This window comes from Streptomyces sp. NPDC059452 (assembly GCF_042750035.1).
Classification (GTDB): Bacteria; Actinomycetota; Actinomycetes; order Streptomycetales; family Streptomycetaceae; genus Streptomyces.
The window spans coordinates 25,597-40,549 of the sequence record NZ_JBHYVE010000035.1 but is presented as its reverse complement, the minus strand read 5'-3'; the positions used below and the strand labels follow the sequence as shown (position 1 = coordinate 40,549).

General features: G+C 72.3%; 13 protein-coding genes. All 13 read left to right on the top strand.

Annotation, left to right across the window (positions count from 1 at the left end; translation table 11 throughout):
• Positions 1-118 precede the first annotated feature (118 nt).
• The 13 genes from ACFW9Z_RS31850 (at position 119) to ACFW9Z_RS31790 (ending at position 14,946) form a co-directional block, all read left to right on the top strand.
• Positions 119-1,774 carry a CTP synthase gene (locus ACFW9Z_RS31850; protein WP_384646227.1) on the top strand — a complete coding sequence of 552 codons (1,656 nt, stop codon included), beginning with the start codon at positions 119-121 and terminating at the stop codon, positions 1,772-1,774.
• 90 nt (positions 1,775-1,864) lie between these two features.
• On the top strand, positions 1,865-2,491 hold the full coding sequence (locus ACFW9Z_RS31845; protein ID WP_384646225.1) for an NUDIX domain-containing protein: 627 nt from the start codon (positions 1,865-1,867) through the stop codon (positions 2,489-2,491).
• A gap of 188 nt (positions 2,492-2,679) precedes the next feature.
• Positions 2,680-4,824, top strand: a complete 2,145-nt coding sequence (locus ACFW9Z_RS31840) for a tetratricopeptide repeat protein (protein WP_384646223.1) — start codon at positions 2,680-2,682, stop codon at positions 4,822-4,824.
• A gap of 143 nt (positions 4,825-4,967) precedes the next feature.
• Positions 4,968-6,083 (top strand): alanine dehydrogenase, encoded by a 1,116-nt coding sequence (ald, locus tag ACFW9Z_RS31835; RefSeq protein ID WP_384646286.1) that lies wholly within the window; start codon positions 4,968-4,970, stop codon positions 6,081-6,083.
• A 368-nt stretch (positions 6,084-6,451) separates the two neighbouring features.
• Positions 6,452-7,570, top strand: a complete 1,119-nt coding sequence (locus ACFW9Z_RS31830) for a ParA family protein (protein ID WP_018515503.1) — start codon at positions 6,452-6,454, stop codon at positions 7,568-7,570.
• A complete protein-coding gene (locus ACFW9Z_RS31825) occupies positions 7,567-8,121 on the top strand; it encodes a hypothetical protein (RefSeq protein ID WP_384646284.1) in 555 nt (184 codons plus the stop codon). The genes ACFW9Z_RS31830 and ACFW9Z_RS31825 overlap by 4 nt, the downstream gene beginning before the upstream one ends.
• 83 nt (positions 8,122-8,204) lie before the next feature.
• Positions 8,205-9,365 carry a segregation/condensation protein A gene (locus ACFW9Z_RS31820; RefSeq protein ID WP_384646282.1) on the top strand — a complete coding sequence of 387 codons (1,161 nt, stop codon included), beginning with the start codon at positions 8,205-8,207 and terminating at the stop codon, positions 9,363-9,365.
• Positions 9,362-10,018 (top strand): SMC-Scp complex subunit ScpB, encoded by a 657-nt coding sequence (scpB, locus tag ACFW9Z_RS31815; RefSeq protein ID WP_384646221.1) that lies wholly within the window; start codon positions 9,362-9,364, stop codon positions 10,016-10,018. Before ACFW9Z_RS31820 ends, scpB begins: the two co-directional genes overlap by 4 nt.
• Positions 10,018-11,301, top strand: coding sequence for a pseudouridine synthase (locus ACFW9Z_RS31810; protein ID WP_384646219.1), 1,284 nt, complete (start codon positions 10,018-10,020; stop codon positions 11,299-11,301). Before scpB ends, ACFW9Z_RS31810 begins: the two co-directional genes overlap by 1 nt.
• A gap of 129 nt (positions 11,302-11,430) precedes the next feature.
• The gene (gene pnuC / locus ACFW9Z_RS31805) at positions 11,431-12,087 is read left to right on the top strand and encodes a nicotinamide riboside transporter PnuC (RefSeq protein ID WP_384646217.1); all 657 of its coding nucleotides are present in this window, start codon (positions 11,431-11,433) and stop codon (positions 12,085-12,087) included.
• Positions 12,084-13,163: an AAA family ATPase gene (locus tag ACFW9Z_RS31800; protein ID WP_384646215.1), complete on the top strand. Its 1,080-nt coding sequence runs from the start codon at positions 12,084-12,086 to the stop codon at positions 13,161-13,163. Before pnuC ends, ACFW9Z_RS31800 begins: the two co-directional genes overlap by 4 nt.
• Positions 13,160-13,924 (top strand): NUDIX domain-containing protein, encoded by a 765-nt coding sequence (locus ACFW9Z_RS31795; RefSeq protein ID WP_384646213.1) that lies wholly within the window; start codon positions 13,160-13,162, stop codon positions 13,922-13,924. The genes ACFW9Z_RS31800 and ACFW9Z_RS31795 overlap by 4 nt, the downstream gene beginning before the upstream one ends.
• A complete protein-coding gene (locus tag ACFW9Z_RS31790) occupies positions 13,921-14,946 on the top strand; it encodes an ADP-ribosylglycohydrolase family protein (protein WP_384646210.1) in 1,026 nt (341 codons plus the stop codon). The genes ACFW9Z_RS31795 and ACFW9Z_RS31790 overlap by 4 nt, the downstream gene beginning before the upstream one ends.
• Positions 14,947-14,953: the final 7 nt, after the last annotated feature.

Below are 14,953 nucleotides of genomic sequence, written 5' to 3'. Positions count from 1 at the left end.
GTGGTCGTTCGCGACAGCGGACGAGGCCCCCGAACCGCAGCGACGGCGCCCCCGGAATCCCCGGCTGGGCGGCCGGTACGCACCTCACAACACGCGACCACGGGAGCCCCCTTTGGCTATGCAGCCCACATCCACGACGACCAAGCACATCTTCGTCACCGGGGGTGTCGCCTCCTCCCTCGGCAAGGGTCTGACTGCCTCCAGCCTGGGTGCCCTGCTCAAGGCACGTGGCCTGCGGGTCACCATGCAGAAGCTCGACCCCTACCTCAACGTCGACCCCGGCACGATGAACCCCTTCCAGCACGGTGAGGTGTTCGTCACCAACGACGGCGCCGAGACCGACCTGGACATCGGCCACTACGAGCGCTTCCTCGACGTCGACCTCGACGGCTCCGCCAACGTGACGACCGGCCAGGTCTACTCGCAGGTCATCGCCAAGGAGCGGCGCGGCGAGTACCTGGGCGACACCGTCCAGGTCATCCCGCACATCACCAACGAGATCAAGCACCGCATCCGCCGCATGGCCACCGACGACGTGGACGTCGTCATCACCGAGGTCGGCGGCACGGTCGGCGACATCGAGTCGCTGCCGTTCCTGGAGACCGTCCGCCAGGTCCGCCACGAGGTCGGCCGCGACAACGTCTTCGTCGTGCACATCTCGCTGCTGCCCTACATCGGCCCCTCCGGCGAGCTGAAGACCAAGCCCACCCAGCACTCGGTGGCCGCTCTGCGCAACATCGGTATTCAGCCGGATGCCATCGTGCTCCGCGCCGACCGTGAGGTCCCGACCTCCATCAAGCGCAAGATCTCGCTGATGTGCGATGTCGACGAGGCCGCGGTCGTCGCCGCGATCGACGCCAAGTCGATCTACGACATCCCCAAGGTCCTGCACACCGAGGGCCTGGACGCCTATGTCGTCCGCAAGCTCGACCTGCCCTTCCGGGACGTCGACTGGACCACCTGGGACGACCTCCTGGACCGGGTCCACAACCCCGACCACGAGGTCACCGTCGCGCTGGTCGGCAAGTACATCGACCTGCCCGACGCCTACCTCTCGGTCACCGAGGCCATCCGGGCCGGCGGCTTCGCCAACAAGGCCCGGGTCAAGGTCAAGTGGGTCACCTCCGACGACTGCCGCACCGCGGCCGGTGCCGCCGAGCACCTGGGCGACGTCGACGGGATCCTCATCCCCGGCGGCTTCGGTGAGCGCGGGGTCGACGGCAAGGTCGGCGCCATCCGCTACGCCCGTGAGAACAAGGTCCCGCTGCTCGGCCTCTGCCTGGGCCTCCAGTGCATCGTGATCGAGGCGGCCCGCTCGCTGGCCGAGATCCCCGACGCCAACTCCACCGAGTTCGACGCCGCCACCTCCCACCCGGTCATCTCGACCATGGAGGAGCAGCTCGCCTACGTCGAGGGCGCGGGCGACCTGGGCGGCACCATGCGGCTCGGCCTCTACCCGGCCAAGCTCGCCGAGGGCTCCGTGGTGCGCGAGGCGTACGCCGGTGAGCCCTACGTCGAGGAGCGCCACCGCCACCGCTACGAGGTCAACAACGCCTACCGCGGTGAGCTGGAGAAGAAGGCCGGGCTCGTCTTCTCCGGCACCTCCCCGGACAACAAGCTCGTCGAGTACGTCGAGTACCCGCGCGAGGTCCACCCCTACCTGGTCGCCACCCAGGCCCACCCCGAGCTCCGCTCCCGCCCGACCCGCCCGCACCCGCTCTTCGCCGGTCTGGTGAAGGCGGCCGTCGCGCGCAAGGTCGGCACGGCCCAGTAGTTCCGAGGCATTACGGTTGACCGGGGTACGGATCCTTGAGGGACGCGTACCCCGGTTTCTCGTTTGGTACGTGGTACGTGGGAGGACGCAGTGGGTATCCAGGACACGCCCGAGGAGTGGCAGGTCACCGCGACCGTCACCCCCTTCACCGGCAACAAGACCAGCGTCCGCACCGACCAGGTCGTCATGCCCGACGGCTCCGTCCACGGCCGTGACTACCAGGTCCACCCGGGTTCCGTCGCGATCCTCGCGGTCGACGAGGACGACCAGGTCATCGTCGTACGCCAGTACCGCCACCCGGTCCGTCAGCGGCTCTGGGAGATCCCCGCCGGGCTGCTCGATGTCCCCGGTGAGAACCCCCTGCACGCCGCCCAGCGCGAGCTGTACGAGGAGGCGCACGTCAAGGCCGAGGAGTGGCGGGTGCTGACCGACGTCTACACCACGCCCGGCGGCTGCGACGAGGCCGTACGGATCTTCCTCGCCCGGGGTCTCTCCGACGTGGAGGGCGAGCGGTTCGCGGTCTCCGAGGAGGAGGCCGACATGGAGCAGGCCCGTATCCCGCTGCCCGAGCTGGTGCGCTCGGTGCTCGCGGGGGACCTGCACAACAACTGCCTGGTCGTCGGGGCCCTCGCGCTCACCGCCGTGCTCGCGGGCGACGGCGTCGCCTCGCTGCGGCCCGCCGAGGCGCCCTGGCCGGCCCGGCCGTTCGAGGCCTGACGGAACGTCCGCTTCCTCTCACGGACAGACCCCGGTCGGACGATCGTAAGAAATGCTGATCCGATCGGGGGATGTTCGCCCTGCTCCGCCCCGCACCGCAGTGATCCACACCACCGCTGAACTACGCTCGAAAGGCACCCGACCGGAGTTCCGGCGGGCACCGCGTGCAGCGAAGTGGAGCGTGGCTCGTGACCGATCAGGCGGTGGACACCAGCGGCCCGGCCGAGACCGCGGGGACCGAGGAGCCGTCCGGCGCCGCCCCGCCCCGATTCTTCGGCCGCGAACGCGAGTTGAAGGCCCTGCGGGCGGACATCGAGCGGGCCGGCCTGGACACCCTGGCCGGCCGCAAGACCCCCCGCGCCCGGGTCCTGCTCATCGCGGGCCGCCCCGGCTCGGGCCGCAGCACCCTCGCCGCCGAACTCGCGGGCGCCCTCACCGGTACGGGCCCGGCCCCGGCCGACGCCTGCGGTCCGGAGACCGGAACGGGCGCGCTGCCCTGGGCCGTTGCCGGTACGGGCTCCGGCGACTACCCCGACGGGGTGCTCCGGGTCGGCCTCACCGAACCCGGCGGCGAACGGGTCCCCACCGAGCGCACGGCGGGCGAGATCCTTGCCCTGCTCGGCCTCGACGTGCCGCCCGGCGCGGATCAGGACGAGCTCTCCGAGATGGTCCGCGAGGCCCTTTCCGTACGCCGTCTCGTCCTGCTGCTCGACGACGCGGCCGACGCCGAACAGGTCGACCCGCTGCTCCCGGAGAACCCGGACTGCCTGGTCGTCGCCACCGCGACCGGCCCGCTGACCGGCATCCCGGACGTGCGGCCCTGCACCATCGGCGGCCTGGAGGCGGGCGCGGCCGTCCAGCTCCTCGCCCGGGTCATCGGCCAGGTCCGCATCACCGTCGATCCGCGTACCGCCGAGAGCCTCTCCGAGGAGTGCGGGGGACAGCCCGCCGCGCTCGCCCTGATCGGCGGCTGGCTCGCCGCCCACCCCATGGCCTCCGTCGCCGACGTCACCAAGCAGCTCCACGAGCTCCCCGAATCCGGCGACCAGCAGCCCACCGGGGCCCGCCCGCTGGCCCGCGCCTTCCGTCTCGTCCACGACTCCCTGCCGCAGGCCGCCGCCCGGATACTGCGCCTGCTGGCCCTCGCGCCCGCCGGGCTCGCCGACGCCCACACGGCCTCCGCGCTGGCGGGCTGCTCGGTCTCGGCCGCGCAGTCGACGCTGGACGACTTCGTGAAGCTCGGGCTGCTGCGGACGGACGGCGCCGCCCACCCCCAGTACGGCGTGCCCGGCTGCCTCGCCCCGATGCTGCGGGCCCTCCTGGAGGAGCGCGAGCGCCCCGCCGAGATCCAGCTCGCCCGCGCCCGGATGCTGGAGCGGACCGTACGCAGGCTCCAGGCCTGCCGGGCGGTCACCGAGGCGGACGGCTCCACCGCCCACCGCAGGCTCGCCGGGCTGCCCCGCTCCCTGCGCTTCCCCAGCGCGGAGGAGGCGGGCGTCTGGCTGCTGCTGCGTCAGCCCGCGCTGCTCGCCTCGGCCCGGCTCGCGGTGGCCGACGGCGAGCTGGACACCCTGGCCCGCCGCCTGGTCGCCGCCCTGGTGCGGGCGCTGGCCGTGCACCGGGGCACCGAGGCCGCCGCCCCCGAGCTGTACGGGCTGCACGGACTGGTCCTGGACGTGGCGGAGCGCCGGAACCTGCCCCGCGAGCAGGCGGCGGCGCTGCTGAACCTCGCGGACCTGGACGCCCGCACCGGCCGCACCCGGGACGCCCTGACCCGCTACCGGGCCGCGCTGGACGCCGGACGGGCCGCCGGGGACCTGTACGCGACGGGCCGCGCGATGGAATCCGTAGGCAGTACGTACGCGGAGCTGGGCGACTTCCACCGGGCCTCCGACTGGTACGGCAGGGCGCTCGCCCAGCGCCTCACCCAGGGGGAGCGGGCCGACGAGGCGCGCCTCTACGGGCGGCTCGGCGCGGTCCACAGCTATGCCGGGCGGTACGGCGAGGCGCTGCGGAACTGGCGGGCCGCCGCCGCGGGCCACCGCAGGCTCGGCGACCTGGCGGCCCAGGCGCGGGCGCTCAGCGAGGCGGCGCGGGTGCAGGAGTACGCGGGGCGGCCCTACGACGCGCTGCACACCTGCCGGGAGGCGGCCGGGCTGGCCCGTCGCGCCGATGACGTGCGGCTTCAGGCGGCGCTCCAGCTCCGGCTGGCCGACACCCTGGACCGGCTCGGCGATCCGGCGGCGGCCCGGCTGCACAGGGCCGCTGCCGACAGATTGCTGGGCGAGGAGGGTTCTGCCTACGAAATCCGCAGTGCTTCGACAGAAAGTTAATGCTTTGTAAGGCTAGACAGCGCGAAGTCCTTCATTAGACTGGCTCTGCCGCGTTCCTTCGTGGCGTCTCCATTTATGATGTATATGTCCGGGTCTGTTCTATCGTGCCCGGATTACCCTCCGAGCCAAGGACCGTGATCGACGTGAAGGTCGGCATCCCCCGCGAAGTCAAGAACAACGAGTTCCGGGTGGCGATCACCCCCGCCGGAGTGCATGAGCTCGTCCGCCACGGCCACCAGGTCGTCATCGAGCGAGACGCCGGCGTCGGCTCGTCCATCCCGGACCAGGAGTACGTCGCCGCGGGCGCGCAGATCCTGGACACCGCCGACGAGGTCTGGGCCGCCGCCGACCTGCTGCTCAAGGTCAAGGAGCCGGTCGCCGAGGAGTACCACCGCCTCCGCAAGGACCAGACCCTCTTCACGTACCTGCACCTCGCCGCCTCCCGCGAGTGCACCGACGCGCTGCTGGCCTCCGGCACCACCGCCATCGCCTACGAGACGGTGGAGACCGCCAACCGCGCCCTGCCGCTGCTCGCCCCGATGTCCGAGGTCGCGGGCCGTCTGGCCCCGCAGGTCGGCGCGTACCACCTGATGCGCTCGGTCGGCGGCCGGGGTGTGCTCCCCGGCGGTGTCCCCGGCACCCACGCGGGCGAGGCCGTCGTCATCGGCGGTGGCGTCTCCGGCTGGAACGCCACGCAGATCGCCGTGGGCCTCGGCTTCCACGTCACGCTGCTCGACCGCGACATCAACAAGCTGCGCGAGGCCGACAAGATCTTCGGCACCAAGGTGAAGACCGTCGTCTCCAACGCCTTCGAGCTGGAGAAGGCCGTCGTCGAGGCCGACCTCGTCATCGGCGCCGTGCTGATCCCCGGAGCCAAGGCCCCGAAGCTGGTCACCAACGAGCTCGTCGCCAAGATGAAGCCCGGAAGTGTACTTGTCGACATTGCGATCGACCAGGGCGGCTGCTTCGAGGACTCGCACCCGACCACCCACGCCGAGCCGACCTTCCAGGTCCACGACTCGGTCTTCTACTGCGTCGCCAACATGCCCGGCGCGGTCCCGAACACCTCCACCTACGCGCTCACCAACGCCACGCTCCCGTACATCGTGGAGCTGGCCAACCGTGGCTGGGCCGACGCCCTGCGCCGCGACGCCGCCCTGGCCAAGGGCCTCAACACCCATGAGGGCCAGGTCGTTTACCGCGAGGTGGCCGAGGCGCACGGCCTCCCGCACGTCGAGCTGAGCACCCTGCTCGGCTGACGGGTCAACACCTCCCGTCAACATCGGGACTCCGGCCGGACCTTGCGCGGCAAGGTCCGGCCGGAGGCGTATCGGGCCCTGTGAGGCCCTTGTGCAACTCGCCTCGAACGTAACCCTTTACCCGATTCGTGCAGCGGCGAAATGTGCGGCTTGGTCGCTGTGCACCCTTGACAGCGAGGCGTTCGATTGCCGACACATCGGGCCGGGTCCGGCGGATTGTGTTGCTGCGGACCGGTGACACGCCATAGAGTCGCCAATCGTCGGCATGGTGCCACGCTGACCTATCGATAAGTTTCCTGGTCACGTCCAAGGAGGTAAGACGACTTGTGAATGAGTCGACAATTACTCCCGGGGGTGGTCAACCAGGGATGCCCGCACGGGGTCTGAGCCCGATCGGGCTCGAAGCTGTCGGCTCCGTCGCTGTCCGCACCTTCACCACCCAACAGCACATGACGACAGCCCCCCAGATGATGGACGGCCTACACGTGAACGCCACGGCCGGCAACGAGAGTGGCCGGAACACCGACCGCTTCGCCGACTTCGCCGAGGTGCCCGAGGGGCACTTCTACGACCCCGACGCCGAGTACGAGCCCGATCCGGAGTACGCGGCCACGCTCGCGCCCGACGCCGCGCGTCAGCGCCGCGAGCGCATCGGCCCGACCGGACGGCCCCTGCCGTACTTCCCGATCCCGGGTCCCCTGACCGACCACGGCCCCGCGAAGATCATCGCGATGTGCAACCAGAAGGGCGGCGTCGGCAAGACCACGTCGACCATCAACCTGGGTGCCGCGCTCGCCGAGTACGGACGCCGCGTCCTGCTCGTCGACTTCGACCCGCAGGGCGCCCTCTCGGTCGGCCTCGGGGTCAACCCGATGGAGCTCGACCTCACCGTCTACAACCTGCTCATGGAGCGGGGCATGGCGGCCGACGAGGTCCTGCTGAAGACCGCCGTCCCCAACATGGACCTGCTGCCGAGCAACATCGACCTCTCGGCCGCCGAGGTGCAGCTCGTCAGCGAGGTGGCCCGCGAGTCCACGCTCCAGCGCGCCCTGAAGCCGCTGATGGCCGACTACGACTACATCGTGATCGACTGTCAGCCCTCGCTCGGCCTGCTCACCGTGAACGCCCTGACGGCCGCTCACAAGGTCATAGTGCCGCTGGAGTGCGAGTTCTTCGCGCTGCGCGGGGTCGCGCTGCTCACCGAGACCATCGAGAAGGTCCAGGAGCGGCTCAACCCCGAGCTGGAGCTCGACGGCATCCTCGCCACCATGTACGACTCCCGTACGGTGCACAGCCGCGAGGTGCTGGCCCGCGTCGTCGAGGCCTTCGACGAGCACGTCTACCACACGGTCATCGGGCGCACGGTCCGCTTCCCGGAGACCACGGTCGCCGGTGAGCCCATCACCACCTACGCCTCCAACTCGGTCGGTGCCGCCGCCTATCGCCAGCTCGCCAGGGAGGTGCTCGCCCGGTGTCACGCCGAGTGAGTCTGCCGGGGGCCGACGAACTGTTCCGTACCACCGGAGGGGGCATGGGTCTCCAGTCCTCCTCCCCGGCGGACCGGCGACGCAAGGCGAACGGCGAGCCACGGGTGCCCGCACCGGCGGGGGAGAGCGATCCCGCCGACCGTTCCGAGAGCGGTGAGGAGCACGCATCCGGCGACGCCGACGACGCGCGCGGCCGGGGCGGCGAGGGTGACCGCCGGGCCGCCGCTCCCGCACCTGCCCCCGCCCCGTCCGGCGACCGGGCCGCCCCGGCGGAGCAGTCGCAGGCCGTCCAGCAGCAGCGCAGGCGCGGCGGCGGACGCGGCGCCAACCGGCGGCCCAGCGGCCGGGAGCGCCACGACGAGAAGATCACGGTCTACGTCTCCGCCGAGGAGCTGATGGACCTCGAACACGCCCGGCTCGTCCTGCGCGGCGAACACGGCCTCGCCGTCGACCGGGGCCGCATCGTCCGCGAGGCGGTGGCGGTGGTCCTGGCCGACCTGGAGTCCCGGGGCGACGCGAGCATCCTCGTCCGGCGGCTGCGCGGCCGCTGACCGGCGCACCGCCGGTAGCCTGCCGGATGGGACCCGCCGCTCGGCGGGCCCCGTCCGCACCCCCGCACCACCCCTGGACCACCATGCCGACGCCCGCCGACCCCACCACCCCGCGCCGCCGTGCCCTGGGGCGGGGGCCGGGGGCGGCTCCGCCGCCCGTGGAGGAGCCTGAGGAGGCGCCTGAGGAGGCGGAGGAGGCGGCTCCGGAGCCCGTACGGGAACCGGAAGCCGTTCCCGTACCGGAGACTGCTCCCGCCGCGGCTGCGGAGCCCGTACGGGAGCCGGTGGCCGAGCCCGAGTCCGTACGGGAGCCCGAAGCCGGCCCCGTACCGGAGCGGGAGCCCGAAGCCGAGGCTGAGCCCGTACGGGAGCCCGAAGCCGGGGCTGAGCCCGTACGGGAGCCCGAAGCCGAGCCCGGGGCGTCCGACGACAGGCGGTTCACCGTCCGGCTGGTGAACTTCGAGGGCCCCTTCGATCTCCTCCTCCAGCTGATCTCCAAGCACAAGCTGGACGTGACCGAGGTCGCGCTCTCCAAGGTCACCGACGAGTTCATGGCGTACATCCGCGCCATGGGCCCGGACTGGGACCTCGACCAGACCACCGAGTTCCTCGTGGTCGCCGCCACCCTGCTCGACCTGAAGGCCGCCCGGCTGCTGCCCGCCGCCGAGGTGGAGGACGAGGCGGACCTGGCCCTCCTGGAGGCGCGGGACCTGCTCTTCGCGCGGCTGCTCCAGTACCGCGCGTACAAGCAGATCGCGGAGATCTTCAGCGGCCGCCTGGAGTCCGAGGCCCGCCGCCACCCCCGTACCGTCGGCCTGGAGGACCACCACGCCGAGCTGCTGCCCGAGGTCGTCATCAGCATCGGGCCCGAGGGGTTCGCGAAGCTCGCCGTCAAGGCGATGCAGCCGAAGCCGAAGCCCCAGGTGTACGTGGACCACATCCACGCCCCCCTCGTCAGCGTGCGGGAGCAGGCGGGCATCGTGGTGGAGCGGCTGCGCGCGGCCGGGGCGGCGATGAGCTTCCGGGCGCTCACCGAGGACGCCCCCGACACCCTCACCGTGGTGGCCCGCTTCCTGGCCCTCTTGGAGCTGTACCGGGAGAAGGCCGTCACCCTGGACCAGGGCGAGGCGCTGGGGGAGCTGCTGGTGGCCTGGTGCGGCGGGGCGGGCGCGGAGCCGGTGGTGACGGACGAGTTCGACCAGGAACTCAACGGGGGCAGTGACGAGGAGGACGTACGGGAATGAGTGAGCAGCCGGTCCAGGCGGACGGCACGGGCGCGGTCGCTTCCCTCGATCTGAAGCCCGCTCTGGAGGCGGTCCTCATGGTCGTCGACGAGCCCGCCACCGTCGACCAGCTGGCCAAGGTGCTCCAGCGGCCCCGCCGGGCCGTGGCGGACGCGCTGCGGGAGCTGGCCGACGAGTACACCGTGCAGCGCCGGGGCTTCGACCTGCGGCTGGTCGCGGGCGGCTGGCGGTTCTACACCCGCCCCGAGTACGCGGCGGCCGTCGAGGGCTTCGTCCTGGACGGCCAGCACGCCCGGCTGACCCAGGCCGCGCTGGAGACCCTGGCGGTGGTCGCCTACCGGCAGCCGGTGAGCCGTTCGCGGGTCTCGGCGGTGCGCGGAGTCAACTGCGACGGCGTCATGCGGACCCTCCTCCAGAGGGGCCTGGTGGCCGAGGCGGGCGCGGAACCCGAAACAGGTGCGATCCTGTACAGGACGACGAACTACTTTCTGGAGCGAATGGGCCTGCGCGGCCTGGACGAGCTCCCGGAGCTCGCGCCCTTCCTCCCGGAGGCGGACGCGATCGAGGCTGAGACGCTAGAGGGTGTGCCGTCGTTCGATCCGGACGCACCGGACACCCCGGATACTCACGCAGACGACAAGACGGAATTTTGATGCGAAGCAGTGGCAGGAACAGCGGAAGCGGCAGCGGCCGGAGCGGCGGCGGCGCGGGCAGTGGCGGCCGCAGCGGCGGCGGCTCCTTCCGCCCGGGCCAGGGCGGCGGCCAGGGCGGTCGTCCCGGTGGCCAGGGCGGCGGCGGACGCGGGGCCCAGGGCGGACGCGGCGGCAGCGGCCAGGGCGGCGGCCGTCCCGGCGGTCAGGGCGGGCGTCCGGGCTCCCAGGGCGGCCGTAGCTCCCAGGGCGGCGGCTGGGACGAGCAGGAGCAGCGCCCCCGCCGTCCCCGCCCCGAGGAGCGCCGCTACGACGTGGGCAACGACGCCCCCGGCGCCCGTACCGAGCAGGACGGCCCCCGCAAGGGCCGCGGCTCGGCGGCTCGCGGCGGCGCCAAGGGCGGCCCGAAGTCCGCGCAGGGCGGCTCCGGCCGTACCGGCGGTTTCCGTCGCGGCGCTCCCTCACGCCCGCGTGAGCTGGACGCCAAGATCGAGCAGCGCAACCGCGACCGGTACGCGAACAAGCCCGACATCAAGCTCCCCAAGACCCACCCGGGCGCCGAGCAGGAGGGCGAGCGGCTGCAGAAGGTCCTCGCCCGGGCCGGTATGGGCTCGCGCCGCGCGTGCGAGGAGCTGATCGAGCAGGCCCGCGTCGAGGTCAACGGCGAGATCGTCGTCGAGCAGGGCATGCGCGTCGATGTGCACAAGGACGAGATCAAGGTCGATGGTCTGACCGTCGCCGCGCAGTCGTACCTCTTCTTCGCGCTGAACAAGCCCGCCGGTGTCGTCTCCTCCATGGAGGACCCGGACGGCCGCCAGTGCCTCGGCGACTACGTGACCAACCGCGAGACGCGGCTGTTCCACGTCGGCCGTCTCGACACCGAGACGGAGGGCATCATCATGCTCACCAACCACGGTGAGCTGGCCCACCGCCTCACGCACCCCAAGTACGGCGTGAAGAAGACCTACCTGGCCGCCATCCAGGGCCCCCTGCCGCGTGACCTCGGCAAGCGGCTCAAGGACGGCATCCAGCTGGAGGACGGCTACGCCCGCGCCGACCACTTCCGCGTGGTCGAGAACACCGGCAAGAACTACCTGGTGGAGGTCACCCTCCACGAGGGCCGCAAGCACATCGTGCGCCGGATGCTGGCCGAGGCCGGATTCCCGGTCGAGCGGCTGGTGCGGACGTCCTTCGGGCCGATCCCGCTGGGCGACCAGAAGTCCGGCTGGCTGCGCCGCCTCACCAACACCGAGGTCGGCATGCTGATGCGCGAGGTCGGCCTCTAGCAGCACCTGCTTTTCCCAAGGCCCGCGGCCGGTTCCGTTCGGAAAGTTCGAACGGAACCGGCCGCGGGCCTTTCGCCGCCCCCGCCCACCCTTTATAGTCAGAGTGACTATTAAGAAGGAGGCGGGCCCGTGAGCCTCGCGGACATACTCGATCCCCTGCAACAGCCCCTGGTGACGGTCCTGGACACCCCGGTCAGCTGGACCGAGGTGCTGGGATTCGGCAGCGGGGCGCTCTGTGTCTGGCTCGTGGCCCGCCAGCACATCGCCAACTGGCCGATCGGCATCGCCAACAACGTCTTCTTCATCCTGCTGTTCGCCCAGGCCGGGCTGTACGCCGACGCCGGTCTCCAGATCGTCTTCATCACCCTCGCCGCGTACGGCTGGTGGACCTGGACCCACGGGGGTGGACCGGGGACCTCCGTCCTGCCGGTGCGCAGGACGACCCGCACCGAATGGGCCTGGCTGCTCGCGGCGGGGGTGGTGGGGACCGCCGGGATCACGTTGCTGCTGGCCCGGGCCACCGACTCCACCGTCCCGTTCTGGGACGCGCTGACGACCTCGCTGTCGCTGATGGCGACGTACGGGCAGTGCCGGAAGCGGCTGGAGTCCTGGTGGCTGTGGATCGCCGCCGACCTGGTCTACATCCCGCTGTACGCGCACAAGGGGCTGTACCTGACCTCGCTGCTGTACGCGGGCTTCCTCGTCCTCTGCGTCGTCGGCCTGCGCAACTGGCACCGCGACCTGACCACCCGCACCGCCCGTCCCCTGGAGGTGGCCGCCGCATGAAGCGCTACGGACACGGACTGGTGCTCGGCAAGTTCTACCCGCCGCACGCGGGCCACCACCACCTCGTCGAGACCGCCCGGGACCGCTGCGAGCGGCTGACCGTGCTGGTCTGCGCCGCCTCCGTGGAGTCGATCCCGCTCGCGGACCGGGTGGCCTGGATGCGCGAGGTGCACCCGGAGGTCACGGTGGTGGGCGCGGTCGACGACACGCACATGGACGTGACCGACCCGGCGGTCTGGGACGCGCACATGGCGGTGTTCACGGCCGCCGTGCCCGAGCGGGTCGACGCGGTCTTCACCTCGGAGGCGTACGGGGAGGAGCTCGGCCGCCGCTTCGGCGCCGCGTCCGTGCTCGTCGACCCCGACCGCACCCTTTTCCCAGTCTCCGGCACCGCCGTGCGCAAGGACCCGGTCGGCTCCTGGGACTTCCTCCGGCCGCCGGTCCGGGCCGCCCTCGCCCGCCGGGTCGTCGTCCTCGGCGCCGAGTCCACCGGCACCACCACCCTCGCGCGGGCCCTCACCGCCCACTACCGGGCCCGGGGCGGGGTCTGGACGCATACGGCGTACGTCGCCGAGTACGGGCGCGAGTACAGCGAACGCAAACTCGCCACCCTGCGCGAACGGTGGCCCGGGGCCGCCTGGGAGGACGTCACCTTCACCACCGACGACTTCCCCGCCATCGCCCGCGCCCAGAACGGGCGCGAGGAGGCCGCCGCCCGGATCGGCTCCCCGGTCCTCTTCTGCGATACGGACTCCTTCGCCACCACCGTCTGGCACGAGCGGTACGTCGGCGGGCGCAACCCGCTCGTCGAGGAGATCGCGGACCGGGCCGGGCACCACCTGTGGCTGCTCACCGACCACGAGGGCGTCGCCTTCGAGGACGACGGGCTGCGGGACGGCGAGGAGCTGCGGCCCTGGATGACCGACCGCTTCCGCGCCGAACTCACCCGCACCGGGCGCCGGTTCATCGAGGTCACCGGCCCGCCCGAGGCCCGCCTCGCCGCAGCCGTCACCGCCGTGGACGAACTCCTCGCCACCGGCTGGGAGTTCGCCGCCCCCCTCCCGGAGAAGCGATGAGCACCGGCGTACCCGAGGGGTACGACCCGCAGGCCTTCCCGCCGTTCGCGGTCACCGTCGACCTCGCGGTCTTCACCGTCCGGGACGCGGCCCTCCACGTCCTGCTGGTCGAGCGCGGCCAAGACCCCTTCCGGGGCCGCTGGGCGCTGCCGGGCGGGTTCGTCCTGCCCCGCGAGTCCGCCGACGAGGCGGCCCGCCGCGAGCTGGCCGAGGAGACCGGCCTCGGCCCGGACGCCGTGGACGCCCTCCACCTGGAGCAGCTGCGCACCTACACCGAACCGGACCGCGACCCGAGGATGCGGGTCGTCTCGGTCGCGTACGCCGCCCTCCTGCCGGACCTGCCCGAACCGCGCGGCGGCGGTGACGCGGCGAGCGCGCGGTGGTGGGACGTGAGCGCCACGGGACCGCTCGCCTTCGACCACGACCGGATCCTGGCCGACGCCCGCGACCGGATCGGCGCCAAGCTCGAATACACCTGCCTGGCCACGGAGTTCTGCCCGCCCGAGTTCACCCTCGGGGAGCTCCAGCAGGTCTACGAGACGGTGTGGGGCGTCGAGCTGGACCGCCCCAACTTCCGGCGCAAGGTCCTGAGCGCGCCGGGCTTCGTCCAGCCGGTCGACGGCCCGCCGCGCCGTACGGGCGGCCGGGGCAAACCGGCGGCCCTCCACCGGGCAGGCGGCGCCACGGCCCTCCACCCGCCCCTGCTGCGCCCGCAGCCCACCGACGCACCCCTCTCCCGCCCGGAAGGACGAACGCCATGACCCTCGCCACCCGGAGACTGACCAAGCAGGCGGCCACCGGCTCGCTGACCGGGCTCGCGCTCGGCGACGCGCTGGGCTTCCCCACCGAGTTCAACGACGTGCCCTCGATCCTCGCCAAGTGCGGCCCCTGGCGGGGGATGGAGCTGCCGACGCCCGCCTTCGTCACCGACGACACCCAGATGACGATCGCGCTGGGCCGGGCGATCCGTACCGCCATGGACAGCGGACTGCTCACCCCGGAGCGGCTGGTGGACCCGGTGCGCCGGGAGTTCGTCGCCTGGTACCACTCGCCGGAGAACAACCGCGCCCCCGGCAACACCTGCCTCACCGCCTGCCGCCTGCTCGAAACCACCCGCGTCTGGCAGGAGGCGAGCCAGACCCACTCCAAGGGCTGCGGCGCCAATATGCGGGTCGCGCCCATCGGCCTCGTCCCCGGCCTCAGCGACGAGCAGCGCGCCGGAGCCGCCCAGCTCCAGGCCGCCCTGACCCACGGCCACCCCACCGCCCTGGCCGCCTCCGACCTGACCGCCCGCGCGGTCTTCCTGCTGGCCCAGGGCGCCGAACCGCTCGGCCTTATCGGCCGGCTGCGGAGTTATGCGTACGAGAACAGCGGCCGCTACCACACCCGCTGGCTCGGCGACCTGTGGCGCTACGCCGGGGACACCTCGCCCGAGGCGTTCATCAGCCGGGGCTGGGACGAGTGCCAGAGCGCGCTGGCCGCCCTCCAGGAGGCCCTGCGGGACCCGTCACCGGAGACGGACCCCTGCGAGCGGACCGGGGACGGCTGGATCGCCGAGGAGGCCCTCGCCACCGCCCTGCACTGCTTCCTGCTCTTCCCGGAGGACCCGCTCACCGCCCTGCGCCGGGCCGCCTGCACCCGGGGCGACTCCGACTCGATCGCCTGCCTGGCGGGCGCCTTCGCCGGGGCCCACCTGGGCGCGGGGGCCTGGCCGAAGGAGTGGTCGGAGCGGATCGAGTACCGCAGCGACCTGCTGTCCCTGGGGGCGCTCTGGGATGCCTGACCGGGCG

Bases quoted from the DNA above. Each gene is read 5' to 3' on its own strand.
- ACFW9Z_RS31820 (WP_384646282.1), top strand. From the start codon at position 8,205: ATGCCGACGCCCGCCGACCCCACCACCCCGCGCCGCCGTGCCCTGGGG.
- ACFW9Z_RS31850 (WP_384646227.1), top strand. From the start codon at position 119: ATGCAGCCCACATCCACGACGACCAAGCACATCTTCGTCACCGGGGGT.
- scpB (WP_384646221.1), top strand. From the start codon at position 9,362: ATGAGTGAGCAGCCGGTCCAGGCGGACGGCACGGGCGCGGTCGCTTCC.
- ACFW9Z_RS31800 (WP_384646215.1), top strand. From the start codon at position 12,084: ATGAAGCGCTACGGACACGGACTGGTGCTCGGCAAGTTCTACCCGCCG.
- ACFW9Z_RS31790 (WP_384646210.1), top strand. From the start codon at position 13,921: ATGACCCTCGCCACCCGGAGACTGACCAAGCAGGCGGCCACCGGCTCG.
- ACFW9Z_RS31810 (WP_384646219.1), top strand. From the start codon at position 10,018: ATGCGAAGCAGTGGCAGGAACAGCGGAAGCGGCAGCGGCCGGAGCGGC.
- ACFW9Z_RS31795 (WP_384646213.1), top strand. From the start codon at position 13,160: ATGAGCACCGGCGTACCCGAGGGGTACGACCCGCAGGCCTTCCCGCCG.
- ACFW9Z_RS31830 (WP_018515503.1), top strand. From the start codon at position 6,452: ATGCCCGCACGGGGTCTGAGCCCGATCGGGCTCGAAGCTGTCGGCTCC.